Annotated in this window: 25 protein-coding genes and 1 riboswitch; of the genes, 18 read left to right on the top strand and 7 right to left on the bottom strand. The window is 74.1% G+C overall.

Annotated features, from left to right (window positions below; all coding sequences use genetic code 11):
* Positions 1 to 26 precede the first annotated feature (26 nt).
* Positions 27 to 1,010, top strand: a complete 984-nt coding sequence (locus tag JK356_RS18275; protein WP_307815712.1) for an SAM-dependent methyltransferase — start codon at positions 27 to 29, stop codon at positions 1,008 to 1,010.
* A gap of 7 nt (positions 1,011 to 1,017) precedes the next feature.
* Here the strand turns inward: JK356_RS18275 and JK356_RS18270 are convergent, their stop codons facing one another.
* Positions 1,018 to 2,178 carry an NADH-quinone oxidoreductase subunit D gene (locus JK356_RS18270; RefSeq protein ID WP_201869615.1) on the bottom strand — a complete coding sequence of 387 codons (1,161 nt, stop codon included), beginning with the start codon at positions 2,176 to 2,178 and terminating at the stop codon, positions 1,018 to 1,020.
* Positions 2,179 to 2,275: 97 nt separating this feature from the next.
* Here JK356_RS18270 and JK356_RS18265 point away from each other — a divergent pair, with 97 nt between their 5' ends.
* A complete protein-coding gene (locus tag JK356_RS18265; RefSeq protein WP_201869614.1) occupies positions 2,276 to 2,746 on the top strand; it encodes a PH domain-containing protein in 471 nt (156 codons plus the stop codon).
* Between the two features lie 18 nt (positions 2,747 to 2,764).
* The gene (locus JK356_RS18260; RefSeq protein ID WP_307815711.1) at positions 2,765 to 4,135 is read left to right on the top strand and encodes a PH domain-containing protein; all 1,371 of its coding nucleotides are present in this window, start codon (positions 2,765 to 2,767) and stop codon (positions 4,133 to 4,135) included.
* Here JK356_RS18260 and JK356_RS18255 read toward each other — a convergent pair.
* Entirely contained in the window at positions 4,111 to 4,605 is a 495-nt protein-coding gene (locus JK356_RS18255) for a nuclear transport factor 2 family protein (protein ID WP_201869601.1), read from the bottom strand. The genes JK356_RS18260 and JK356_RS18255 overlap by 25 nt on opposite strands.
* Positions 4,605 to 5,468 carry a dihydropteroate synthase gene (gene folP, locus JK356_RS18250; RefSeq protein ID WP_201869599.1) on the bottom strand — a complete coding sequence of 288 codons (864 nt, stop codon included), beginning with the start codon at positions 5,466 to 5,468 and terminating at the stop codon, positions 4,605 to 4,607. The genes JK356_RS18255 and folP overlap by 1 nt, the downstream gene beginning before the upstream one ends.
* Before the next feature lie 211 nt (positions 5,469 to 5,679).
* On the opposite strand from folP, the gene folB reads away from it, so the two are divergent.
* From folB to JK356_RS18235, 3 genes are all read left to right on the top strand, one after another.
* The gene (gene folB / locus JK356_RS18245) at positions 5,680 to 6,039 is read left to right on the top strand and encodes a dihydroneopterin aldolase (protein WP_201869597.1); all 360 of its coding nucleotides are present in this window, start codon (positions 5,680 to 5,682) and stop codon (positions 6,037 to 6,039) included.
* Complete coding sequence (folK, locus tag JK356_RS18240; RefSeq protein WP_201869596.1) at positions 6,036 to 6,701, top strand: 2-amino-4-hydroxy-6-hydroxymethyldihydropteridine diphosphokinase; 666 nt, start codon at positions 6,036 to 6,038, stop codon at positions 6,699 to 6,701. Before folB ends, folK begins: the two co-directional genes overlap by 4 nt.
* A 75-nt stretch (positions 6,702 to 6,776) precedes the next feature.
* Positions 6,777 to 7,274, top strand: coding sequence for a DUF3180 domain-containing protein (locus JK356_RS18235; RefSeq protein WP_201869594.1), 498 nt, complete (start codon positions 6,777 to 6,779; stop codon positions 7,272 to 7,274).
* Here the strand turns inward: JK356_RS18235 and JK356_RS18230 are convergent.
* Positions 7,271 to 8,440 carry an ABC transporter ATP-binding protein gene (locus tag JK356_RS18230; protein ID WP_201869592.1) on the bottom strand — a complete coding sequence of 390 codons (1,170 nt, stop codon included), beginning with the start codon at positions 8,438 to 8,440 and terminating at the stop codon, positions 7,271 to 7,273. The two genes, JK356_RS18235 and JK356_RS18230, sit on opposite strands and share 4 nt — an antisense overlap.
* A 114-nt stretch (positions 8,441 to 8,554) precedes the next feature.
* Here JK356_RS18230 and JK356_RS18225 point away from each other — a divergent pair, with 114 nt between their 5' ends.
* The 5 genes from JK356_RS18225 (at position 8,555) to JK356_RS18205 (ending at position 13,180) form a co-directional block, all read left to right on the top strand.
* Positions 8,555 to 9,955: an NAD(P)/FAD-dependent oxidoreductase gene (locus JK356_RS18225; protein WP_201869590.1), complete on the top strand. Its 1,401-nt coding sequence runs from the start codon at positions 8,555 to 8,557 to the stop codon at positions 9,953 to 9,955.
* 50 nt (positions 9,956 to 10,005) lie between these two features.
* Positions 10,006 to 10,692 (top strand): ABC transporter permease, encoded by a 687-nt coding sequence (locus JK356_RS18220; protein ID WP_201869588.1) that lies wholly within the window; start codon positions 10,006 to 10,008, stop codon positions 10,690 to 10,692.
* A gap of 1 nt (position 10,693) precedes the next feature.
* The gene (locus tag JK356_RS18215; protein ID WP_201869587.1) at positions 10,694 to 11,455 is read left to right on the top strand and encodes an ABC transporter permease; all 762 of its coding nucleotides are present in this window, start codon (positions 10,694 to 10,696) and stop codon (positions 11,453 to 11,455) included.
* A 28-nt stretch (positions 11,456 to 11,483) separates the two neighbouring features.
* A complete protein-coding gene (locus tag JK356_RS18210; RefSeq protein ID WP_201869586.1) occupies positions 11,484 to 12,458 on the top strand; it encodes an ABC transporter substrate-binding protein in 975 nt (324 codons plus the stop codon).
* Positions 12,459 to 12,529: 71 nt separating this feature from the next.
* Positions 12,530 to 13,180, top strand: coding sequence for a hypothetical protein (locus tag JK356_RS18205; protein WP_201869585.1), 651 nt, complete (start codon positions 12,530 to 12,532; stop codon positions 13,178 to 13,180).
* Positions 13,181 to 13,205: 25 nt separating this feature from the next.
* Here JK356_RS18205 and JK356_RS18200 read toward each other — a convergent pair whose 3' ends face one another.
* Complete coding sequence (locus JK356_RS18200) at positions 13,206 to 13,520, bottom strand: multidrug efflux SMR transporter (protein ID WP_201869584.1); 315 nt, start codon at positions 13,518 to 13,520, stop codon at positions 13,206 to 13,208.
* A 13-nt stretch (positions 13,521 to 13,533) separates the two neighbouring features.
* Positions 13,534 to 13,596, bottom strand: a riboswitch (guanidine-III (ykkC-III) riboswitch).
* Between the two features lie 87 nt (positions 13,597 to 13,683).
* Complete coding sequence (locus JK356_RS18195) at positions 13,684 to 14,178, bottom strand: inorganic diphosphatase (RefSeq protein ID WP_201869583.1); 495 nt, start codon at positions 14,176 to 14,178, stop codon at positions 13,684 to 13,686.
* An 86-nt stretch (positions 14,179 to 14,264) separates the two neighbouring features.
* Here JK356_RS18195 and dacB point away from each other — a divergent pair, with 86 nt between their 5' ends.
* The 6 genes from dacB to folE all read left to right on the top strand — a co-directional run bounded on the left by dacB (position 14,265) and on the right by folE (position 21,873).
* Positions 14,265 to 15,692 carry a D-alanyl-D-alanine carboxypeptidase/D-alanyl-D-alanine-endopeptidase gene (gene dacB / locus JK356_RS18190; RefSeq protein WP_307815709.1) on the top strand — a complete coding sequence of 476 codons (1,428 nt, stop codon included), beginning with the start codon at positions 14,265 to 14,267 and terminating at the stop codon, positions 15,690 to 15,692.
* A gap of 26 nt (positions 15,693 to 15,718) precedes the next feature.
* Positions 15,719 to 16,852, top strand: coding sequence for a zinc-dependent metalloprotease (locus JK356_RS18185; RefSeq protein ID WP_201869582.1), 1,134 nt, complete (start codon positions 15,719 to 15,721; stop codon positions 16,850 to 16,852).
* Positions 16,853 to 17,146: 294 nt separating this feature from the next.
* Positions 17,147 to 18,334 (top strand): tRNA lysidine(34) synthetase TilS, encoded by a 1,188-nt coding sequence (tilS, locus tag JK356_RS18180; RefSeq protein ID WP_201869580.1) that lies wholly within the window; start codon positions 17,147 to 17,149, stop codon positions 18,332 to 18,334.
* 12 nt (positions 18,335 to 18,346) lie between these two features.
* Positions 18,347 to 18,910, top strand: a complete 564-nt coding sequence (hpt, locus tag JK356_RS18175; protein ID WP_201869572.1) for a hypoxanthine phosphoribosyltransferase — start codon at positions 18,347 to 18,349, stop codon at positions 18,908 to 18,910.
* Positions 18,911 to 19,170: 260 nt separating this feature from the next.
* A complete protein-coding gene (ftsH, locus tag JK356_RS18170; RefSeq protein WP_201869571.1) occupies positions 19,171 to 21,177 on the top strand; it encodes an ATP-dependent zinc metalloprotease FtsH in 2,007 nt (668 codons plus the stop codon).
* Positions 21,178 to 21,264: 87 nt separating this feature from the next.
* Positions 21,265 to 21,873: a GTP cyclohydrolase I FolE gene (gene folE, locus JK356_RS18165; protein ID WP_201869562.1), complete on the top strand. Its 609-nt coding sequence runs from the start codon at positions 21,265 to 21,267 to the stop codon at positions 21,871 to 21,873.
* Positions 21,874 to 21,890: 17 nt separating this feature from the next.
* On the opposite strand, the gene JK356_RS18160 is transcribed toward folE, so the two are convergent.
* A complete protein-coding gene (locus JK356_RS18160) occupies positions 21,891 to 22,676 on the bottom strand; it encodes a class I SAM-dependent methyltransferase (protein ID WP_201869556.1) in 786 nt (261 codons plus the stop codon).
* 49 nt (positions 22,677 to 22,725) lie between these two features.
* Here JK356_RS18160 and mshA point away from each other — a divergent pair, with 49 nt between their 5' ends.
* A complete protein-coding gene (gene mshA / locus JK356_RS18155) occupies positions 22,726 to 24,051 on the top strand; it encodes a D-inositol-3-phosphate glycosyltransferase (RefSeq protein ID WP_201869554.1) in 1,326 nt (441 codons plus the stop codon).
* Positions 24,052 to 24,061 lie beyond the last annotated feature (10 nt).

Raw genomic sequence — 24,061 nt, 5'->3', positions numbered from 1 at the left:
TGGACGGACGCCTTACGGTGGCCGCTGTGATCAGACCGGGTGAGACGGGCTGGCGCGCGGCGGCCGAGCGCGCCCTGTACGGGCCGGACGGCTTTTATCTGCGGCAGCCGCCGTCGGCGCACTTCCGCACGTCGGTGCATGCCTCGCCGCTGTTCGCGCAGGCCGTGGCGCGGCTGCTGGTGCGCGTCGACGAGGCGCTGGGACGGCCCGGACGGCTGGCGTTCGTGGACATGGGGGCGGGCGGCGGCGAGCTGGCGGCCGGGGTGCTGGCCGCGCTGCCGGAGCGGACGGCGGCGCGCGTGCACGCGGTGGCGGTGGAACGCGCCGCGCGCCCGGCGGGGCTGGATGCCCGGGTGGAGTGGCGGGCCGAGCCGCCGCGCGGGGTGACCGGGCTGCTGTTCGCCAACGAGTGGCTGGACAACGTGCCGGTGGACGTGGCCGAGATGGGCGACGACGGCCGGGCGCGGTACGTGCTGGTGGACGCCGCCGGGCGGGAGCGGCCGGGGGAGCCGGTGGCCGGGGCCGACGCCGCGTGGCTGCGCCGCTGGTGGCCGCTGCCGCCGGACGAGCCGGGGTGGCGGGCGGAGATCGGGCTGCCGCGCGACGAGGCGTGGGCCCGGGCGGTGTCCTGCCTGGCGCGCGGGCTGGCCGTGGCCGTGGACTACGGGCACACGCGCGAGGACCGGCCGCCGTTCGGCACGCTCACCGGCTACCGCGACGGGCGGCAGGTGCCGCCGGTGCCGGACGGCTCTGCGGACCTGACGGCGCACGTGGCCGTGGACGCGTGCGCGGCGCGGCTGCCGGGCGGCACGGTGCTGCGGCAGCGGGAGGCGCTGGGACGGCTCGGGGTGTCGGGGCGGCGGCCGGACGCGGCGCGGGCGCGGCGCGATCCGGCGGGGTACGTGCGGGCGCTGGCGCGGGCCGGGGAGGCCGCCGAGCTGAGGTCAGCCGGCGGCCTGGGCGGGTTCTTCTGGGTGGCGCACGGCGTGGGCATGGCCCCGCCGTGGTGACCTCCGGCTACTTGTCGATGTCGCCGACGACGAAGAAGAACGAGCCGAGGATGGCCACCATGTCGCTCACCAGCGTCCCGGGCAGCACCCGGCTCAGCGCCTGGATGTTGTTGAACGACGCCGAGCGCAGCTTCAGCCGGTGCGGCGTCTTCTCCCCCTTGGAGACCAGGTAGTACCCGTTGATGCCCAGCGGGTTCTCCGTCCACGCGTACGTGGCGCCCTCCGGCGCCTTGAGCACCTTCGGCAGCCGCTGGTTGACCGGCCCCGGCGGCAGCTCGGCCAGCCGGTCCAGGCAGGCGTCGGCCAGGTCAAGCGAGACCGTGACCTGCTCCAGCAGCACCTCGAAGCGGGCCAGGCAGTCGCCCGCCTCCCGCGTGACCACCCGCAGCACGTCCCCCAGCTGCCCGTACGCCAGGTACGGCTCGTCGCGCCGCAGGTCGAAGTCGACGCCGCTGGCCCGCGCGATCGGGCCCGAGACGCCGAAGGCGTGGACGTCCTGAGGGCTGAGCACGCCGATGCCGCGGGTGCGCGCGCGGAAGACCTCGTTGCCCAGCACCAGGTCCTCGAACTGGCCCATCCGCCCCCGCACCGCCGCGACCGCCTGCCGCGCCCGGCCGGTCCACCCGGCGGGCAGCTCGTCCTTCAGCCCGCCGACGCGGTTGAACATGTAGTGCATGCGCCCGCCCGAGACCTCCTCCATCACCTGCTGGAGGCACTCCCGCTCGGTGAAGGCATAGAAGATCGGGGTCAGGCCGCCCAGCTCCAGGGGGTAGGAGCCGAGGAACATCAGGTGGTTGAGCACGCGGTTCAGCTCGGCGAGCAGCGTGCGGATCCACACCGCCCGCTCGGGCACCTCCATGCCGAGCATGCGTTCCACGGCCAGCACGACGCCCAGTTCGTTGGAGAACGCCGACAGCCAGTCGTGACGGTTCGCCAGCACGATGATCTGCCGGTAGTCGCGCGCCTCGAACAGCTTCTCGGCGCCCCGGTGCATGTACCCGATGACCGGCTCGGCGCTGGTGATCCGCTCCCCGTCCAGGACGAGCCGCAGCCGCAGCACGCCGTGCGTGGAGGGGTGCTGGGGACCGATGTTGAGCACCATGTCGGTGGTCTGGGCCGCCCCGCCGACCCCGATGACCGTCGTCGTGTGCGCCGTGGTCTCCGCCATGCGCCCAGTCTGTCACCTCACCGCGGCGGCGGACCCGTTCTAAGCTTCACCGCATGCACGGGGAGCACGCGCGGGCGGCGCAGCGACGGGGCGCGGCATGACGGCCGCTGACGGCTGGCGGGGTCTTGAGCCCGCGCTGCTGACGATGCGCCGGCGGCTGCTGGCGGCGGCGGTGGTGCCGCTGGCCGCGGCCGCCGCCGTGGTGCCCTGGCTGCTGCTGGGGCCGGCGTGGGCGCTGCTCGCGCTGCCGGTGCTGGCGGGCGGTGCCTGGGGGTGGCGGGCGCTGGGGCGGAACTGGCGTTCCTGGCGGTACCTGGAGCGCGACGACGACCTGCTGATCGACCGGGGGGTGCTGTGGCGGCAGCTGACCGTCGTGCCGTACGGGCGGATGCAGCTGGTCGAGGTGCTGTCCGGGCCGCTGGAGCGGCGCTTCGGGCTGGCGCGGGTGCAGCTGCACACGGCCGCCGCGGCCACGGACGCGGCCATTCCCGGTCTGGCGCCCGATGAGGCGGAGCGGCTGCGCGACCGCCTCACCGCCCTGGGCGAGGCCCGCTCGGCGGGGCTGTGAGCGGCGGTGGGCGGCACCGTGCGCGACTTTGGGCGTGACTCCGGCAGCGGCGGCGACGGCAAGCGGCTGCATCCGGTCACGCCGTGGCGGCGGGCGTGGGCGCCGCTGGCGGGCCTGTTCGCGATCGCGCTGAACAACGCCGAGCGGCTCGACGACTGGCTCGCCGCCCTGGGCCTGGGCTGGCTGACGCTGCTGGTCATCGTGCTGCTGGCGGGCGCCGCCCTGTACGGCTACCTGTCGTGGCGCGTCACCCGCTACCAGGTCACCGACACCGAGCTGCGCATCACCACGGGCCTGGTCTTCCGCCGCACGGCCCACCTGCGGCTGGACCGCATCCAGTCCGTCGACGTGACGCGGCCGCTGCTGGCGCGGGCCCTGGGCGTGGCCAAGCTGAAGATGACGGTGGTCGGCGCGGGCGGCCCCGGCACCCCGGATGAGCTGGCGTTCCTCGGCGAGGGCGAGGCGCGGGACCTGCGCGCGGAGCTGCTGGCCCGGGCGGCGGGCATCGCGCCGGAGGCGGCGCCGCAGGCGGGCGAGGCCCCGTCGCGCGCGCTGTACCGGGCGGACTCGCGCACGCTGGCGGTGGCCATGGCGCTGCTGGCCACCGGCTGGGGGGCGCTGCTCGCGGTGGCGGCGGTGGTGCCGGTGGTGTGGTGGCTGTCGGGCAACGTCTTCCTGATGCTGGGTGTCGCCGTGCCGCTGCTGGTCGCGCTGTGGCAGGGCAGCCTGGGCACGTTCCTGACCCAGTACGGCTGGACGGTCAGCGAGTCCCCGGACGGGCTGCGGCTGGACCACGGGCTGCTCCAGCGGGACCACGCCACGGTGCCGCCGGGCCGGGTGCAGGCGGTGCGGATCGTGGAGCCGCTGCTGTGGCGGCGGCGCGGCTGGGTCCGGGTGGAGCTGGACGTGGCGGGCACGGGCAACCAGGGCGGCACGCTGCTGCCGGTCGCCGGCCGGGACGAGGCGGCGGAGCTGGTCGGGCGGGTGCTGCCGGACGTGGACGTGATCAAGGCGCTGGCGTCGGTGCGGCCGGTCCCGGGCCGCGCCCGGTGGGCCGCGCCGGTGTGGCACCGGGGGTACGGGCACGGGGTGACGGACGGGGTGTTCGTGGCCCGGCGCGGGCTGCTGCGGCGGCGGCACGTGCTGGTGCCGCACGCCAAGGTGCAGAGCGTGCGCATGACGCAGGGCCCGTGGGGGCGGCTGCTCGGCCTGGCGGACGTGCATGTGGACCACGGCGCAGGCGGCACGGCGACGGCGCGCCTGCTGGGCGCGGCGGAGGCGCTGGGCGAGGTCAGCGCGCAGGCAGAGCGTTCCCGGCTGGGCCGCCGCGGCGCCGGCCCGGAGCGGTGGCTGACCGGCGGCGGCTACGCGCCGTCCCCGGATTCCTGAGCGTCTCCGGACTCCTCGGCGGGCCCCGGGCCCCCGGGCTCGTCCTCGCGCTCGACGAGGACGGGCGAGCCGTGGTGGGACCAGATCTTCCAGCCGTCCGGGGTGCGGCGGAAGACGTTGGTGGCGACGACGAGGCCGCCGACCAGCGGCCCGGCGCTGCCGTCGGGCTCGGCGGGGCCGCCGCTGAGGATGTTTTCCGTGCAGGTCACCAGCGCGGTGTCGCCCTGCACGGACACCTCGACGTCGGTGAGGAAGAACTGGATGTACTCGGTGCTCGCCATGATCAGGGCGTAGGAGCGCAGCACCTCGTCGCGCCCGCTGAGCACGGGCCAGCCGGGGTGGACGACGCTGACGCCCTCGTCGAGCCACTGCTCGGCCACGGCGTCCAGGTCGCCCTGCTCCAGCGCGTCGTACAGCGCCGCGTTGGCCGCTTCGACCGCCGCCACGTCCGTCCGCGCGCCGCCGCTCATCAGCCGGCCCCGACGTCCCGCAGGGCCCGCACCACGCGGACCGCGTCGGCGCTGGCGCGCACCTCGTGCACGCGCACGGCCCAGGCGCCGGCGTCGGCGGCCAGCGCGGAGACCGCGGCCGTGGCCGCGTCGCGCTCGCGCGCGGGCGGCGGGGTGCCGTCGGGCCCGGCGAGCACCCGGCCCAGGAACCGCTTGCGGGAGGCCGCCACGAGCAGCGGCAGCCCCAGCTCGCTGACCAGCCGCCCGGTGGCGGCGACCAGGGCCAGGTCGTGCGTCGCCTGCTTGGCGAAGCCCAGCCCCGGGTCGGCGATGATCCGCTCAGGGGCGATGCCGCCCTCGACGGCCTGCTCGATGGCGCCGCGCAGCTCGGCCAGCACCTCGGCGACCACGTCGCCGTAGACGGCCTTGCGGTTCATGTCGGCGCTCGGGCCGCGCCAGTGCATGACGACGAACGGCACCCCGGCGTCGGCCACCATCGGCACCATGGCCGGGTCGGCCCGCCCGCCGCTGACGTCGTTGACCACCGCGGCGCCCAGCTCCAGGGAGCGCTCGGCGACGGAGGCGCGCATCGTGTCGACGCTGACGAGGACGCCCTCGGCGGTCAGCTCCCGCACCACGGGCAGCACGCGCCGCAGCTCCTCCGCCTCGTCCACCCGGGTCGCGCCCGGCCGGGTCGATTCGCCGCCGACGTCTATCAGGTCCGCGCCCTGGGCCACGAGGTCGAGCCCGCGCTTGACCGCGGACTCCGCGTCGAACCACCGCCCGCCGTCCGAGAAGGAGTCCGGTGTGACGTTGACCACGCCCATGACCGCGCAGCGGTCCCAGTGCGGCAGCCCGGTCACATGGGCGCGGGAGATGCTCATGGTTCCAGGGTAGGGGCTTCCGGGAGGCCGCCGCGGCGGCCTCCCGGCCGGCAGACCGCCCGGCAGCGGAGCGGAAACCGGCGTACGGGGAACACCACGCGGGTAGGCGGCGCTGACAAAGGCGATCACCCGTCGCAGGTAGATTCGATTGCCTGCCGCGAACCAGCCGGACCGAGTGAGCTCACCGGAAGAGGAAGAGGGAGGACGCACCGTGGACCGCATCAGGCTGCGCGGGCTGCGCGCCCGGGGCTTCCATGGCGTGCTCCCGCACGAACGTGCCGAGGGCCAGATCTTCGTCGTCGACGTGGACCTGGGCCTCGATACGAGTCACGCCGCGGCGGCGGACGACCTGACGAAGACCGCGCACTACGGGGTGGTGGCCGAAGACATCGCGGCCATCGTCACGGGCGAGCCGTGCGAGCTGCTGGAAACCCTGGCACAGCGCATCGCCGACCGCTGCCTGGCCTACGAGCCGGTGCGTGAGGTTGAGGTGACGGTGCACAAGCCGCAGGCCCCGATCGCCGTTCCCTTCGACGACGTGTCCATCACCATCAAGCGGAGCCGCGCATGACGCCGAGCAATTCCACCAGCCCTGCCAACCCCGCCGACGCTGCGAACGCCCCCCGCACGCCCCACCAGAAGGCCGCCCCCGACCCGACCGTGCAGCCGGTGCCGGTCTCCGTCGTCCAGCAGGTGGACGCGGCCGACTCCACGCTGCACAACCCCAAACGGGCGGTGCTCTCGCTGGGCAGCAACCTGGGGAACCGCCTGGAGACGCTCCAGGGCGCCATCGACGCCCTGGAGGAGACGCCGGGCGTGCGCGTGAAGGCCGTCTCGCCCGTGTACGAGACCGAGCCCTGGGGCGTGGAGCCCGGCAGCCAGCCGACGTACTTCAACGCCGTCGTCCTGGTGAAGACGACGCTGCCGCCCGGATCCCTGCTGGAGCGGGCGCACGCCATCGAGGAGGCGTTCCACCGGGTGCGCGACAGCCGCTACGGCCCGCGCACGATCGACGTGGACATCGTCGCCTACCAGGGCGTGGTCTCCGACGACCCGTCGCTGACGCTCCCGCACCCCCGGGCACACGAACGGGCGTTCGTCCTGGTGCCGTGGCACGATGTCGATCCGGGTGCCGAGGTGCCCGGGCGGGGCCCTGTGGCCGACCTGCTGCCCTCGCTGGCCGGGCAGGGGGTCGTGCGCCGGGATGACCTCGCGCTCGTCCTGCCCGAGTGAGCGCGGGCGGCCGCCCGGGGCGGTCACGCACCCGTCCGATCATGTCCGACCACGAACGATGAGGGTTGCGCGGCGGTGAACCAACTGCGTATCGGCACGCTCGCGGCCCTGTTCGCGGCGGCGGTCGCGCTGTCGTGGGCGGGCGCCGACACGTGGGACCGGCTGGGCAACACCACGCCCAGCGTGCCGCTGCTGGCGCCGGTGGTGCTGGCGCTGATCGCGGTGGTGCTGTTCGCGACCGCCCTGTCGCTGCGCTCCCGGCTGCGGGCGCAGCGGGAGCGGCGGCCCGACGCCCGGCCGGTGGACCGGATGATGGCGGCGCGTGCCGTGGTGTTCGGGCAGGCCAGCGCGCTGGTGTCGGCGCTGGCGGCGGGGATGTACGGCGGGTTCGGGCTGTGGCTGGTGCTGGAGCGGCTCGACGTGCCGAACCGGCGCGACCAGGCGGTCTACGCCGGCTGCGCGGTGGTGGCGGGCATCGCGGTGGTGATCGCGGGGCTGTTCCTGGAGCGGGTGTGCCGGCTGCCCGACGACGACGAGAACGGCGGCGACGGCCCGGCCGGGTCCTCCGTCTAGGACGCCCGGGGACCGCTGACGGTCTCCAGCTCCACCTCCGCGCGCGCCACGTCGCGCTGGTCGGCGCCGATGGAGCGGCGCAGCGCCTCGTGCAGGCTGGCGGGCGTGAGCACGCCCAGGAACCGGTCCTGGTCGTCCAGCACCGCGATCCAGCCGGCGTCGTACTGGAGCATCGTGCTGAACGCCTGCTTCAGCGGCGCGCCCAGCGGCAGCCACGCCTCCATGCGGCGGGCGTGGTCGGCGACGGTCCCGCCGCCGCGCGCCGCCCCGGTTACGGGCACCCAGCCGTGCAGCGTGCCGTCGTCGCCGAGGACAACGGCCCAGCGCACGTCGTCGCGCCGCATCCGCTCCGCCGCCCGGTCCATCGGGTCGGACAGCCGCACCACCGGCGGCTGCTCCAGGTCGCCCTCCTCCACGGGCGTGACTGACAGCCGCTTCAGGCCCCGGTCACTGCCGACGAACGAGGCGACGTACTCGCTGGCGGGCGCCCCGAGCACGGCGGCGGGCGTGTCGAACTGCTCGACCCGCCCCGCGCCGAACACCGCGATCCGGTCGCCGAGCCGGACCGCCTCCTCGATGTCGTGGGTGACGAACAGCACCGTCTTGCGCACCTCGGCCATCAGCCGCAGGAACTCGTTCTGCAGCCGCTCCCGGACCACGGGGTCCACGGCGCCGAACGGCTCGTCCATCAGCAGCACCGGCGGGTCCGCCGCCAGGGCCCGGGCCACGCCGACCCGCTGCCGCTGCCCGCCCGAGAGCTGGTCCGGGTAGCGGTCGCCGTAGACGGCCGGGTCGAGCCCGACCAGCTCCAGCAGCTCGGCGGCGCGGGCCCGCGCCCTGGCCTTGCCCCAGCCGAGCAGGTGCGGCACGGTCGCGGTGTTCTGCAGCACGGTGCGGTGCGGGAAGAGGCCGACCTGCTGGATGACATAGCCGATGCGGCGGCGCAGTTCGACGGGGTCGGCCTCGGCGATGTCCTGCCCGTCGAGGAGGATGCGGCCCGTCGTGGGCTCCTCAAGGCGGTTGACCATCTTCATGGTGGTGGTCTTGCCGCAGCCGGACGGGCCGACCAGGGTGACGAGTTCGCCGCGCTTCACCTCGAGGTTCAGGTCATCCACGGCGAGCGTGCCGTTGGGGTACCGCTTGGAAACTCGTTCGAAGCGCAGCATGGAACCAGTCTGTCAGTCTGCGAGCAAAACCGGGCGAGAACGCTCACAGAGCCCTACGGTGGTGCCGTGGCGGCGCGAGGCCGTCAGGTGGCCGAGACACAAGGGCGGGTGACGATGGCGGAGACCAAAGCCGACGTGGTGGTCGTGGGCGTGGGCGTGGCCGGCGAACATCTCGCGGGCAGGCTGGCCGAGGAGGGACTCGACGTCGTGGCCGTCGAGGCCGAACTCGTCGGTGGCGAGTGTCCCTACTGGGCGTGCGTGCCGACGAAGATGATGGTCCGCGCCGCCGGCCTGGTGGCCGAGGCCCGGCGGATCCCCGGCCTGGCGGGCGAGGCGGACGTCCGCCCCTCGTTCGCCGCGGTGGCCGGCCGCATCCGGCAGGAGGCCACCGATGACTGGAACGACCAGGTCGCCGCGGACCGCCTGACGAGCAAGGGCTGCCGCGTGCTGCGCGGCCACGCCCGGCTCACCGGCCCCGGCCGCGTCACGGTCACGCCCGCCGGCGGAAGCGACCAGGACGAGCAGCGGATCAGTGCCCGCCGCGGCATCGTCCTCGCCACCGGCAGCACGCCGCAGGAGCCGCCGGTCCCCGGCCTGGACGCCGTGCCGTACTGGACCAACCGGCAGGCCGTGGCCGCCACCGAGCCGCCGCGCTCCCTGCTCGTGCTCGGCGGCGGCCCCATCGGCCTGGAAATGGCGCAGGTCTTCGCCCGCTTCGGCTCCGAGGTCACGGTCGTGGAGGCCGGGCACCGGCTGCTGCCCCACGAGGAGCCGGAGTCCGGCGAGCTGATCGAACAGGTGCTCAGCGACGAGGGCGTCACCGTGCGGGCCGGCGCCCGGGCCACGCGCGTCTCGCACGACGGCGATCCCGACGGCGGCACGTTCACCCTCACCCTCGCCGACGGCAGCACGCTGTCCGCCGAACGCCTGCTCGTCGCCACCGGGCGCCGCGCCCGGCTGGCGGGCCTCGGCGTGGAGAGCGCCGGGCTGGACCCGAACGCCCGGGCCATCGCGGTGGACGGCAGGATGCGCGTCGTGCCCGGCCTGTGGGCGGTCGGCGACGTGACGGGCAAGGGCATGTTCACCCACGTCGCCATGTACCAGGCGGAGATCGCGGTCCGCGACATCCTCGGCCAGGGCGGGCCCGAGGCGGACTACCGGGCGCTGCCGCGCGTGACGTTCACCGACCCGGAGATCGGCGCTGCCGGGCTGACCGAGGCGCAGGCGCGGGAACGCGGCATCAACGTCCGCACCGGCACCGCCCAGCTGCCGTCGTCGTCGCGCGGCTGGATCCACAAGGCGGGCAACCAGGGCTTCATCAAGCTCGTCGTCGACGCCGAGCGGAACGTCCTGGTCGGCGCGACCTCGGCGGGCCCCGCCGGCGGCGAGATCCTCTACGGCCTCGCCGTCGCCGTCCAGGCCGAGGTCCCGGTCTCCACCCTGGCCCACATGATCTACGCGTACCCGACCTTCCACCGCGCCGTGGAGGTCGCGCTGGCGGACCTTTCCGGATAGGGCGCGTTTTCGCCTCGGCCGGCCGCCGGGACGGGTCTAGGCTCGTCCCGGTGGACGCTGCTCCGAGCAACTGTCTGACGGCCAACGAGTGGATCTGCGGCGAATACCTCCGCTCCCGGTCCGGCGAACTCGTCGACGCCACCATCGAGCACGTGGCCATCACCGTGACGGCGGTCGCGCTCGCCGTCGTCGTGTCGTTCCCGCTGGCCCTGCTGGCGCGCCGCTGGCGGCTCGCGGCCGGCGGCATCCTGTCGCTGACCACCATCCTCTACACGATCCCCAGCCTGGCGATGTACGCCCTGCTGCTGCCGTGGTTCGGCATCTCGGCCTCGGTGGTCGTCTGCGGCCTGGTGCTCTACTCGCTGACCATCCTGGTGCGGAACACGCTCACCGGGCTGCGCGCCGTGCCCGCCGAGGCACGGGAGGCCGCGCTCGGCATGGGCTACGGCCGGCTGCGGCTGCTGTTCGGCGTCGAGCTGCCGCTGGCGCTGCCCGCGCTGATGGCCGGGGTGCGCATCGCCACCGTCTCCGCCGTCTCGCTCACCACGGTCGGTGCGATCGTCGGCCACGGCGGCCTGGGCAACCTCATCTACAGCGGCATGGACACCTACTTCAAAGCGGAGGTGCTGACCGCCTCCGTGCTGTGCGTGGCGCTGGCCGTCGCCGCCGATCTGCTGCTGCTGGGCGCGCAGCGGCTGCTCACCCCCTGGACGCGCGGCGCGGGAAGGAGCGCCTGAGGTGGACCTTGAGGTGATCGGCGAGAGCTGGACCTGGCTGACGACCGCCGCGCACTGGTCGGGCCCGGGCGGGGTGTGGCACCGCGCCGGCGAGCACCTGTACCTGACCGCCGTCTCCCTGCTGCTGGCGTGCGCGATCGCGCTGCCGCTGGCGCTGTGGCTGGGCCACGGCGGCGGGCGGCGCTGGCGGGCGGCGCTGGCCGTGAACCTGTCCAACGCGGGGCGCGCGGTGCCGACGTTCGCCGTGCTGGTCGTGCTCAGCATGGGCCCGCTGGGCAGTCACGGCGACGTGCCGGTGATCGTGGCGCTCGTGCTGTTCGCCGTGCCGCCGCTGCTGACCAACGCCTACACCGGGATCGCCGAGGCCGACCGGGACGTGGTGGCGGCCGCCCGCGGCATGGGCATGTCGCGGTGGCAGCTGCTGGCGCGGGTGGAGGCACCGCTGGCCTTCCCGATGCTGATGACGGGCGTCCGCACGGCGGCGGTGCAGATCGTCGCGACCGCCACGCTGGCGGCGCTGCCGGGCGGCGGAGGGCTGGGCCGGATCATCACGGCGGGCTTCGCCACCAACCGCACGCCGCAGGTCGTGGCCGGGGCTGTGCTGGTCGCCGTCCTGGCGCTGCTGGTCGAGGCCGTCCTCGTGCTCGCCGAGCGGCTGGCGGACCCGATGCGCCGGGCCCGCCACCCGGCGGCGGGATCCGCAAACCGGTCGCGGAAGCCGCCGTCCGCTGAGAGGGTGGAGTCGGTCACCAGTCCGGCCTGATCCGCCTGACGTCTGAGGGGAGCCAGTTGTGACCGCCAGGAACGCCAGGAAGATAACCGCGGCGGCCGCCGCCGGGGCCGCCACCGCGCTGATACTGACCGCCTGCGGCGGCGAGAGCCTGGAGGAGCGGGACGGGGGCGGCTCCGGCGGCTCCGGCGGGGAGGACGGCGGCCGCTCGCTGACCGTCGGCGGGGCGGACTTCACCGAGGCCCGCATCATGGCCGAGCTGTACGCGCAGCTGCTGCGCGACCGCGGCTACGACACTTCCATCGAGACGCTGGAGAGCCGCGAACTGTACGAGCCGGAGCTGGAGCGGGGCCGGATCGACGTCGTCCCCGAGTACGCCGCCACGCTGGCCGAGTTCCTCAACGACCAGGTCAACGGCACCGAGGCGCCCGGCGTCGCCTCCGCCGACGTGGACGACACCGTCGCCGCGCTCCGCGACCTGGCCGAGCCGCGCGGCCTGACCGTCCTGGACCCGGGCGAGGCCGTCGACCAGAACGCCTTCGCCGTCCACGAGGACTTCGCCGCCGAGCACGACCTGAGCACCCTCTCCGATCTCGGCGCGTCGGGCCTGTCCGTCACCCTGGCGGCGGGCGACGACTGCCCCGAGCGGCCGTTCTGCCAGCCTGGCCTGGAGGAGACCTACGGCATCGAGATCGACGGCGTGGACCCCCTGGGCGTCGGCACGGTGAACGCCAAACGGGCCGTGCAGAACGGCGAGGACGAGATGGTGCTGGTCACCACCACGGACGCCACGCTGGAGGAGTACGACCTCGTGCTGCTGGAGGACGACAGGAACCTCCAGCAGGCCGACAACCTGCTGCCCGTCGTCAACACCGAGTCCGCCGGTGACCCCGAGATCGCCCAGGCCCTCGACGAGCTGACGCAGACCCTCACCACGGACGACCTCATCGAGCTGAACCGGCAGGTCGACCTCGAACGCCGCAAGGCGCGGGACGTGGCCGCCGAGTACCTCGAGGAGCACGGCCTGCTGGGCTGACGCGTCACGCCCAGATCACCATCTGTATCGCGCACTCCCCCGCTGCCCTGGCGCCACGGTAAGTTTCAGCCATGGCACGAGGACGCCACCGCAACTCGGCGCTGCACCGGGTGCACATCCCCCTGTGGTCCGCTACCGCCGCCGCGGCCTGCGCCGCCGCCGCGTGGACGACGGGAGAGCCCCTCGTGCTGCGCCTGCTGGCGGCGGGCGCGGCGCTCGCCGCCGTGACGGTCTCCGTGGTGCTCCGCCGCTGGGACCTGCGCGCGGGCCTGGACGTCGCCCGCGAGCGCGCCGCGAAGGCCGGGCTGTCCTGGCGCCTGGAGGAGCGCCAGGCCGAGCTGGAGGAGGCCAGGCAGCGCGTCGGGGAGCTGGAGGCCAAGGTCCGAAGCAAGCGCGCCGAGCTGGCCCGGCTGCGCACCGAGCACGCCGCCCTGCTGCGCCGTTACGCCACCGCCGAGAGCGAGCGCGCCAAGGCGCTGGAGGGGCGGCGGCAGCTCGCCCTGGAGGCGGCCCAGCCGGCCAAGGCGCTGCCCGCCCAGGCCACCGACCACCGCACGGCGGGCGGCGCACCGACGCCGCTGACGTACCTCCAGGCGTACGAGGCGCTGTCCCGGCTCTCCCGCAGCGCGGCGCGGCAGCGCGAGCGTGAGCAGGCGCGCCCGGTCGTCGCGCCGAAGCCGCGCAGCAGCGACGGCTTCGACTTCTTCCGCGCCGCCCGCTGACCGCGCCGGGCGGCGGGCGGCCGCGTCAGTGGACGAGCTTGAGGCCGGCCACGCAGCCGACGATGCCGGCGAGGAAAACGATCTTCAGGGCGGAGACGGGCTCACCCTCGAAGGCCATCGCGTACCCGGCCGTCAGGGCGGCGCCGATGCCTACCCACACGGCGTAGCCGGTCCCCACCGGGACCGACCGCAGGGCGTACGCCAGCCCGGCCATGCTGGCGAGGAGCCCGGCGGCGAACACCACCGTCGGCAGCGGCCGGGTGAAGCCCTGGGACTTGCCCAGCGCGGTCGCCCAGACCGCTTCGAGGGCTCCGGAGACGACGAGAACGATCCACGCCATTGCAGTGAGTCTCCCCGCGCCGTCTTGTCGTGGGCTGGGTACGGCGCACCTCGTCCAGGAGCCGGTCGGGCTCTGCCCGTCATGGTCGCACACCGGCTCGTCCGTCCGGGTCACGCGCGGGGCCGTGACCGGGCACGGGCCCCGGTGCACGGCCCGGCGGGCGTCAGTGCTGCTTGTCGGCCTCGGCGGCCCGCTTGAACGACGCCTCGATCTCGGCCTCGGCCTCGGCGCGGCCGACCCAGTCGGCGCCCTCGACGGACTTGCCGGGCTCCAGGTCCTTGTAGACCTCGAAGAAGTGCTGGATCTCCAGCCGGTCGAACTCGCTGACGTGGTGGATGTCCCGCAGGTGCTCCATGCGGGGGTCGGACGCGGGCACGCACAGCAGCTTGTCATCGCCGCCCGCCTCGTCCGTCATCCGGAACATGCCGATGGCGCGGCAGGCGATGACGCAGCCGGGGAACGTCGGCTCCTCCAGCAGCACCAGCGCGTCCAGGGGGTCGCCGTCCTCCCCGAGGGTGCCCTCCACGAAGCCGTAGTCAGCCGGGTACACCGTCGAGGTGAACAGGTGGCGGTCCAGCCGGATCCGGCCGGTCTTGTGGTCCACCTCGTACTTGTTCCGCGAACCCTTCGGAATCTCGATGGTGACGTCGAACTCCACTTCAGGGCACTCCTTAACCGTTCTGTGCACGCGACAGGTGGTTAAGTGTCCCTCACGGAGGCTTCCGCTGGCGAAAGGGGCTGGTCGTGGACGCGCTGCGGGCACTGGCGCGAAGGACGCGGACGTCGCACCCGGTGGTCCGCCTGGCCACCGTCGCCGCCGCCGCCGGCCTGGCACTGACCGCCGGGATCGTCGCCGCCGCCGGCCCGTGGGACGGGGGCCAGCGCGCCGCCGAGCGGGACCGCGCGGCGGACGCCACGCCCGGCGCCGGCGCGGCCGGCTTCGCCGAGGAGGAGGTCGCGGGCGCCGCGACCGCCGCCCGGGTACTCGCCCCCCTCGAGGCGGAGGGCGCCGCGCCCGCTCCGGCCGCGCTGCGGCGCGCGCTCGGCGCCCCGCTGGCGGACCCCGCGCTCGGCCCGGGCGGCGCGGCGGCGGCCGTCGTGGACGTCGCCACCGGCGAGACGGTCTTCAGCCAGGACGCGCGCACGGGCATGGCGCCCGCCTCCACCGTCAAGATCGTCACCGCCGCTGCCGCGCTCCACACCCTCGGCGGCGGCCACCGTCTGACCACCACCGCCGTGTGGGACGCCGGGGCGGGCCGCGTGACGCTCATCGGCGGCGGCGACCCGACGCTGACCGACGACGACCTGGCCCGGCTCGCCGAGCGCACCGCTGACGCCCTCGCCGAGGAGGGCGTCGAGTCCGTCCGCGTCGGCTACGACGACTCGCTGTACCCCACGCAGCGTCACCCGATCGGCGTGAACGAGAACATCGCCCTGATCACCCCGCTCCAGGTCAACGCCGGGCGCCTGGACGACAGCAGCCACGGCCCCGCCCCCCGCGCCGGGGACCCCGCCCCGGCCGCCGCCGAGCGGTTCGCCGCCCACCTGGCCGACGCGGGCCTGCGGGTCCGGGGCGGCGAGCCCGGCCACGGCGCCGCGCCCGAGGACGCCGTCCCGCTCGCCCGCCACCACTCGGCCACGGTCTCCGTCCTGGTCGAGCGTATGCTCACCCACAGCGACAACGACCTGGCCGAGGCGTTGTCCCGCCACACCGCGCTGGCCACCGGCCACCGCGCCGACTTCCGCGGCGCGGCCCGCGCCGCCACCGGCGTGCTCGAGGAGCTCGGCCTGCCGCTGGCGGGGGTCTCCCTCGCGGACGGCAGCGGCCTGGACCGCGACGGACGGGTGACGGCCGCGCTGCTGGCGAACCTGCTGACGGCCGCCGCCAGCCCGGACCGCCCCGAGCTGCGCCCCGCCCTGACCGGCCTGCCGGTCGCCGGCTTCACCGGCACCCTCAGCAGCCGCTACTCCGCGGACGACGGCGGCGCCGGCCTGGTGCGCGCCAAGACCGGCACCCTGACCGGCGTGAACAGCCTGGCGGGCACGGCGGTGACCCCCGGCGGCCGCCTGCTGGCGTTCGCCTTCCTCGCCGGGGACACCACCGATCCGGCGGGCGCGGAGGCGGCGCTGGACGCGGCCGCCACCGCACTGGCTACCTGCGCCTGTCGCTGAGCCCGGTCCCGCCGTACCGTTGACGCATGACGAGTCTCGGCGCACCGGACCTGGTGGACTGGAACCTCGCCGTCGCCACGGCGACCCGCATCGCCCGGCCCGGGCCCGAGGTGAGCCGGGACGAGGCCCGTGCGGTCGTGGCCGAGCTGCGGCGTCACGCCCGGACCTCGGAGCAGCACGTGCGGGCGTTCACGGGCATGGACACGGGCACGGCCGACACTCCGGTGCTGGTCGTGGACCGGCCCGGCTGGGTCCGCGCCAACGTGGCGGGCTTCCGGCAGGTGCTCCAGCCGTTCATGGACCGGGTCCGCGAACGCCGCGCCGGGGTGCCCGGGGGCGCCGCCATGGGCGTGGTGGGCAGCAAGGTCACGGGCGTCGAAGTGGGCATGCTGCTGGCGTTCCTGTCCTCGCGGGTGCTCGGGCAGTACGAGACGTTCGCCCCCGCCGCGCCCGGGATGCCGGTGCCCGAGGGGCAGCGCGGCGGCGGCAGGCTGCTGCTGGTGGCGCCGAACATCGTGCACGTCGAGCGCGAGCTGGACGTCGATCCGCATGACTTCCGGCTGTGGGTCTGCCTGCACGAGGAGACGCACCGCACCCAGTTCTCGGCGGTCTCCTGGCTGCGGGACCACCTGGAGGGCGAGATCCAGGCGTTCCTGAACGAGGCGGACGTCGATCCGGCCACGCTGGTCGAGCGGCTGCGGCAGGCCGCCCAGGCGGTGGGCGGGCGCGGCGGCTCGCCGGAGGGCGCCGGGGAGGGCGAGGGCGGCCGGGGCATCGTGGACCTGGTGCAGACGCCGCGGCAGCGGGAGATCCTCGACCGGATGACGGCCGTGATGTCGCTGCTGGAGGGGCACGCCGACTACGTGATGGACGGGGTCGGGCCGGACGTCGTGCCGACAGTGGCGGAGATCAGGGAGAAGTTCACCAGGCGCCGCCAGACGGGCGCGGGGCGGCTCGACCGCGCGCTGCGACGGCTGCTGGGGCTCGACGCCAAGCTGCGGCAGTACCGGGAGGGCGAGCGGTTCGTGCGGGAGGTGGTCGCGCGGGCCGGCATGGACGGTTTCAACAAGGTGTGGACGTCCCCCAACACGCTGCCCACCAAAGAGGAGATCGCCTCACCGGAGCAGTGGGTCGCGCGGGTGAAACCGGCCTCCGCGTAGGGTCCGCCCCGGCGTGAAAGGGCGTGCGGGGCGCACAGCGGCCCGAAAGGCCTGATAAGCGCGGGGTCGCGCATCTTGGTGCTCCGGCCAGGAGCCAGGGAGTCAAACACCGACAATTTCACCCTTACGAGGGACCGTCGCGGCATGCCAGGCGTGCGATGCTCGGGTAACAGCGCACCTCTGTCACCATTTACGCACCCTGCGTGACCTGAGTGACGGGAGCAGGGCTTCCCTCCCCCGGCAGCCTTATCTGATCACTGACAGGAATCTCCCCCGGAAAGAAGTGAGTCGGACATGGGTCCCCACCCCGCGGTCGCGGCGATACGCCTGGCGGTCCGCCGCACGCTGCATGACATCCTCCATGAGTGGCGCCACGAGGCGCCTGGCGAGCCGAGCCCTCACCGCGGCCCCTCCCCCGGTTCCGCTGGTTCCCCCGGCACCCCCGGTTTCTCCGCCGCCGCGCCCCCCGCACCGCGCGCGTCCGCGGGGCCTCCGGGGTCTCTGGGGTCTCCCGGATCTCCTGGGGCCACCGCCCCGCTGGTCCTCGTGGCCTGCTCCGGCGGCGCCGATTCGATGGCCCTCGCCTCCGCCCTCGCCTTCGAGGCCCCGCGCTGCGGCGTGCGGGCGGGCGGCGTCACCGTCGATCACGGCCTCCAGGACGGCTCCGACGCGCGCGCCCGCGAGGTCGCCGAGCGCATGACCGCGCTGGGCCTCGATCCCGTCGACGTGGCCACGGTCACCGTCGGCGGCGAGGGCGGCCCCGAGGCCGCCGCCCGCACCGCGCGGTACGCCGCGCTCGACGACGCCGCGCGGCGCCTGGGCGCCGCCGCCGTGCTGCTCGGCCACACCCGCGACGACCAGGCGGAGACCGTGCTGCTCGGCCTGGCCCGCGGCTCCGGCATCCGCTCGCTGTCCGGGATGGCGCCGGTCTCCGGCCCGCCCGCGGGCACCCCGGCGGACGATCCCCGCGCCGCGCGCCGCTACCGGCGCCCGTTCCTGACGATCGACCGGCAGAGCACCCGCCGCGCCTGCCTGGCCCAGTCGCTCCCGGTGTGGGACGACCCGCACAACACCGACCGCGCCTACACCCGCTCCCGCGTGCGCCACGAGGCGCTGCCGGTGCTGGAGAAGGCGCTGGGCCGCGGCGTGGTCGAGGCGCTCGCGCGGACGGCCCGGCTGTCGCGGGACGACGCCGACGCGCTCGACGCCTGGGCCGATCAGGCGCAGCGCGCGGCCACGCGCGAGGACGGCGCCCTGGACATCGCCGCGCTGCGCGACCTGCCGCCGGCCGTGCGCCGCCGGGTGCTGCGCCGGGCCGCCATCGCCGCGGGGGCGCCCGCGGGGTCGCTGTTCGCCCGCCACATCGAGGAGACGGACCGGCTGGTGACCGCCTGGCGCGGCCAGCGCCCGCTGAACCTCCCCGGGCGGGTCGAGGCGAGAAGGCAGGGTGGCACACTGGTTCTCCAGCAGGCGAACCAGTAGGAAGCAGCGCGGGTGCGAGAGAAAGATCTGGGCGCCGACCTGAAGTCGGTGCTCATCACGAAGGAACAGATCGACGCCAGGCTCGCGGAGCTGGCCGCCACCATCGACGAGGAGTACGCCGGGCGGGACCTGCTGCTCGTCGGCGTGCTCAAGGGCGCGGTGATGGTGATGGCCGACCTCGCGCGGGCCCTGTCGACACCGGTGACCATGGACTGGATGGCGGTGTCGTCGTACGGCGCCGGCACGCAGTCGTCCGGCGTGGTGCGCATCCTGAAGGACCTGGACACCGACATCCAGGGCAAGGACGTGCTCATCGTCGAGGACATCATCGACTCCGGGCTGACCCTGTCCTGGCTGCTGTCGAACCTCGGCTCGCGCGGGCCCGCCTCACTGCGGGTGTGCACGCTGCTGCGGAAGCCGGACGCGGCCAAGGTGGATATCGACGTGGAATGGGTCGGCTTCGACATCCCCAACGAATTCGTCGTCGGATACGGCCTGGACTACGCCGAGAAGTACCGCAACCTCCCCTTTGTCGGCACGCTGGCGCCGCACGTCTACAACGGCCGGGACTCTTAAGCGGCCGGCGGGCTCATCGGCGGGGCGGGAACACCTGGCTTTGCCCTACCGTTGCCTTAGGGCAGGACCAAAGCACTCCCCGCCGCCCGGCAGCGCCGGGGGGCATAGCTGAGGTACCGTCGCGGTAGGTCAGCAGTGAGTCAGCGACACCAGGCCGGGCGCATTACGGCCGAGACAGGACACCGCGCGCACAGCAGATCCCTGACCGGGGGCTGTGCCTCTACGTGGCAGGAGGGACGGGGCCGCGCCACCCCGTATGGATGGACGTGAAGCGCTACTTCCGTGGGCCAGTGATGTGGATCGTGCTGGCCGTCCTCGCCGTGATTCTGCTGATGCAGGTGTTCAGCTCCTCCGAGGGCTACAAGAGTGTGGACACCGGCGAGGTCGTTCAGGCGATCAACAACAATCAGGTCAGGTCCGCCGAGCTGACCACCGGTGATGAGCAGACCATCAAGGTCGAGCTGCAGGACGGCGTCGAGATCGAGGGCAGCAACCGGGTCCAGGCCGACTACATCGACGGTCAGGGCGAGAACCTCGCCAGCACCCTGCAGTCGAAGTTCCAGGACGAGCTGCTGCCCGACGGGTACACGGTCTCACCGAAGTCGCAGAACCCGTTCGTCGGGATGCTGCTGTCGATCCTGCCGTTCCTGCTGATCATCATCGTCTTCCTGTTCCTGATGAACCAGATGCAGGGCGGCGGCTCGCGGGTGATGAACTTCGGCAAGTCCAAGGCCAAGCTGATCACCAAGGACACCCCGAAAACGACGTTCGCCGACGTGGCCGGCGCGGACGAGGCGGTCGAGGAGCTCCAGGAGATCAAGGAGTTCCTCCAGGAGCCCGCGAAGTTCCAGGCCGTCGGCGCCAAGATCCCCAAGGGTGTGCTGCTGTACGGCCCGCCCGGCACCGGCAAGACGCTGCTGGCGCGCGCGGTCGCGGGCGAGGCAGGCGTGCCGTTCTACTCGATCTCCGGCTCCGACTTCGTCGAGATGTTCGTCGGTGTCGGTGCCTCCCGGGTCCGTGACCTGTTCGAGCAGGCCAAGGCCAACGCCCCGGCGATCGTGTTCGTGGACGAGATCGACGCGGTCGGCCGCCACCGCGGCGCCGGCATGGGCGGCGGTCACGACGAGCGCGAGCAGACGCTGAACCAGCTGCTGGTCGAGATGGACGGCTTCGACGTCAAGGGCGGCGTGATCCTGATCGCCGCGACCAACCGTCCCGACATCCTCGACCCGGCGCTGCTGCGCCCGGGCCGGTTCGACCGGCAGATCGCCGTGGACCGCCCGGACAAGCAGGGCCGCCTGGAGATCCTCAAGGTCCACCAGAAGGGCAAGCCGGTCGCGCCCGACGTGGACCTGGAGGCCGTGGCGCGCCGCACCCCGGGCTTCACCGGTGCCGACCTGAACAACGTGCTGAACGAGGCGGCGCTGCTGGCCGCCCGCAGCAACGCGAAGCTGATCGACAACAAGTTCCTGGACGAGGCGATCGACCGGGTCGTGGCCGGTCCGCAGAAGCGCACGCGGATCATGAGCCAGAAGGAGAAGATGATCACCGCGTACCACGAGGGCGGCCACGCCCTGGTCGCGGCGGCCTCTCCCAACAGCGACCCGGTGCACAAGGTCACGATCCTCTCCCGCGGCCGGGCCCTGGGCTACACCATGGTCCTGCCCGACGAGGACAAGTACTCCACGACGCGGAACGAGATGCTCGACCGGCTCGCGTACATGATGGGCGGCCGGGCCGCGGAGGAGCTCGTCTTCCACGACCCGACCACCGGCGCGGGCGACGACATCGAGAAGGCCACCGCCACGGCGCGCGCCATGGTCACGCAGTACGGCATGACCGAGCGCCTGGGCGCGATCAAGTTCGGCTCCGACCACTCCGAGCCGTTCCTCGGCAAGGAGATGGGCCACCAGCGGGACTACTCCGAGGAGGTCGCCGGGCTGGTCGACGAGGAGGTCAAGAAGCTCATCGAGAACGCCCACAACGAGGCGTGGGAGATCCTCGTCGAGAACCGGGACGTCCTGGACAACCTGGTGCTGGCGCTCCTGGAGAAGGAGACGCTGAACAAGGAGGAGCTGGCCGAGATCTTCGCGCCGGTGGTCAAGCGCCCGCCGCGTCCGGCGTGGACCGGCTCGGCCCGGCGCACGCCGTCGACGCGGCCGCCGGTGGCGTTCCCCACCAAGGAACTGAGCATGGCCAACGGGTCCGGCACGAGCAGCGGAACGTCGCTGGACAAGAAGCCGGAGGAGCGCCCCGAGCGCCCCTGACCCGCCCCGGCCAGCGGAATGCCCACCGCGCCCCTCACGTTTAGTGTGAGGGGCGCGGACATATGTGCGAACAGGAACGAGGACGGCATGACGGACCAGGTGACGCTGCCAGGCAGCGGCAACGCGGTCGGTGAGTTCGACGAGAAGCGCGCCGAAGCCGCGGTGCGCGAGCTGCTGATCGCCGTGGGCGAGGACCCGGACCGCGAGGGGCTGCGCGAGACCCCGGCCCGGGTGGCGCGCGCCTACAAGGAGATCTTTGCCGGGCTGCGGCAGCGGCCCGAGGACGTCCTGACCACGACGTTCGACCTGGGCCACGACGAGATGGTCCTGGTGAAGGACATCGAGGTGCTCAGCAGCTGCGAGCACCACCTGACCCCGTTCGTGGGCTACGCGCACATCGGCTACATCCCCTCCACCAGCGGCAAGATCACCGGGCTGTCGAAGCTGGCCCGGCTGGTCGATGTCTTCGCGCGCCGCCCGCAGGTGCAGGAGCGGCTGACGACCCAGGTCGCCGACTCGCTGATGCGCATCCTGGAACCGCGCGGGGTCATCGTCGTGGTCGAGTGCGAGCACATGTGCATGACGCTGCGGGGCGTGCGCAAGCCGGGCGCCAAGACGCTCACCTCGGCGGTGCGCGGCCAGCTGCGGGACCCCGCGACGCGTTCGGAGGCCATGAGCCTGATCATGGCCCGCTAGCTCCCGGCCCGCGGGGCCTACCAGGGCGCGACGCAGGACCAGGCGAGCGTGACCTCGCCCTGGCGCCACCGGCGGGGGCCGTCGAGGACCGGCCAGTCACCCGACAGCGACCGCACGGCGGCGGCCCACCGCTGCCGCGCCCCGAAGGCGCCGTACCCGGCGGCACCCGCCCACGCCCGGTCGAAGTCGGCCAGCAGCCGGTGGATCCGCTCCCCCGGCACGTTCCGGTGGATGAGGGCCTTCGGCAGCCGTTCCGCCAGGTCGGACGGCGTGCCCAGGGTCGCCAGCCGCGCCGCGAAGGTCAGCGAGCGCGGCCCTTCGGGCCCCAGGGCGACCCAGGCGTGCCGCCGCCCGATCTCGTCACAGGTGCCCTCCACGAGCAGACCCTGCGGGGCCAGCCGCCCGCGCAGCCGCTCCCAGGCGGCCGGGACCTCCGCCGCCTCGTACTGGCGCAGCACGTTGGCCGCGCGGATCAGCAGCGGCTTCTCCCCGCCCGGCAGCGGCAGCTCGAAGCCGCCGCGCACGAACGCCAGCCCCTGCCGCCGTGCTTCGTACGGCCGCGCGGCGGCCACCCGGGCCGGATCGATCTCGACCCCCGTCACCCGCACGTCGGGCCGCACCGCGCGCAGCCGGTCCAGCAGCTCGACGGCGGTCCACGGCGCCGCCCCGTATCCCAGGTCCACCGCCAGCGGTGCCGTCTCGGCGCGGCGCAGCGCTGCGGCGTGGGTGGCGGCGATCCAGCGGTCCATGCGCCGCAGCCGGTTGGGGCCCGTCGTCCCCCGTGTCACGTAGCCCTCGGGCATTGGTCGAGCGTAACGGTTCTGCAACACGGGAAGACGCGGGGCCCCGCACATGTTCTGCCCGAGGGGCCTGTCCGGAGGTACATCCGGAGGTACGACGTCAGGAGGCTTTGTGCCACACATCCGCCGGGTCGCCATGCTCAGCGTGCATACCTCGCCGCTGCATCAGCCGGGCACCGGCGACGCGGGCGGCATGAACGTCTACGTCGTCGAGCTGGCACGGCAGCTGGCGGCCCTCGGCATCGAGGTGGAGATCTTCACACGCGCGACATCCGCCGCGCTCGACCCGGCGGTCGAGCTGTTCCCCGGGGTGCTGGTCCGGCACGTGGACGCGGGCCCGTACGAGGGCCTCAGCAAGGAGGAGCTGCCCGCCCAGCTGTGCGCCTTCACGCACGGCGTCACGCAGGTGTGGGCAGGGGAGCCGCCCGGCTACTACGACCTGGTGCACACCCACTACTGGCTCTCCGGCCAGGTGGGCTGGCTGGCGGCGGAGCGCTGGGGCGTGCCGCTGGTGCACGCCATGCACACCATGGCGAAGGTGAAGAACGCCGCGCTGGCCGAGGGTGACACCCCCGAGCCGGCCTCGCGGGTCATCGGCGAGTCCCAGATCGTGCGCGCCGCCGACCGGCTGATCGCGAACACAGCGGAGGAGGCGGCGCAGCTGGTGCGCTACTACGACGCCGACCCGCGCCGCATCGCGGTCGTGCACCCCGGGGTGAACCTGGAGCGGTTCCACCCCGGCGACGGCCGGGCGGCCGCCCGCGCCCGGCTGGGGCTGCCGCAGCAGGCACTCGTGCCGATGTTCGCGGGCCGCATACAGCCGCTGAAGGCACCCGACGTGCTGCTGCGCGCGGTGCGCGAGCTGCTGGACCGGCATCCCGGGCTGCGGGACCGGCTGGTCGTCCCGGTGGTCGGCGGGCCGAGCGGCTCCGGCCTGGCACGGCCCGAGGGCATGCAGAAGCTGGCCGCGCGGCTGGGCATCGCCGATGTCGTCTGGTTCCGCCCGCCGGTCAGCCAGGACGAGCTGGCGGACTGGTACCGGGCCGCGAGCGTGCTGGTCGTCCCGTCGTACAGCGAGTCGTTCGGCCTGGTGGCCGCCGAGGCGCAGGCGTGCGGCACGCCGGTCGTGGCGGCGGCTGTGGGCGGGCTGCCCGTGGTGGTGCGCGACCGCGGCACGGGCTTCCTTATCGACGGGCACGATCCGGCCGACTACGCCGCCGCGCTCGCCCGCTTCGCTGCCGATCCCGCCCTGTCGGCCCGGCTGGGTGCGGCGGCGGCCCGCCACGCCCGCCGCTTCGGGTGGGCCGCGACGGCGGCGGAGACGCTGGCGGCGTACGGCAGCGCCCTCGCCGACCGCAGACATCAGAACGCATTCTGAGTACCATGGA

It is taken from the genome of Streptomyces sp. 7-21 (assembly GCF_016741785.1).
GTDB lineage: Bacteria > Actinomycetota > Actinomycetes > Streptomycetales > Streptomycetaceae > Streptomyces.
This window is presented reverse-complemented; position numbering and strand designations above follow the sequence as displayed.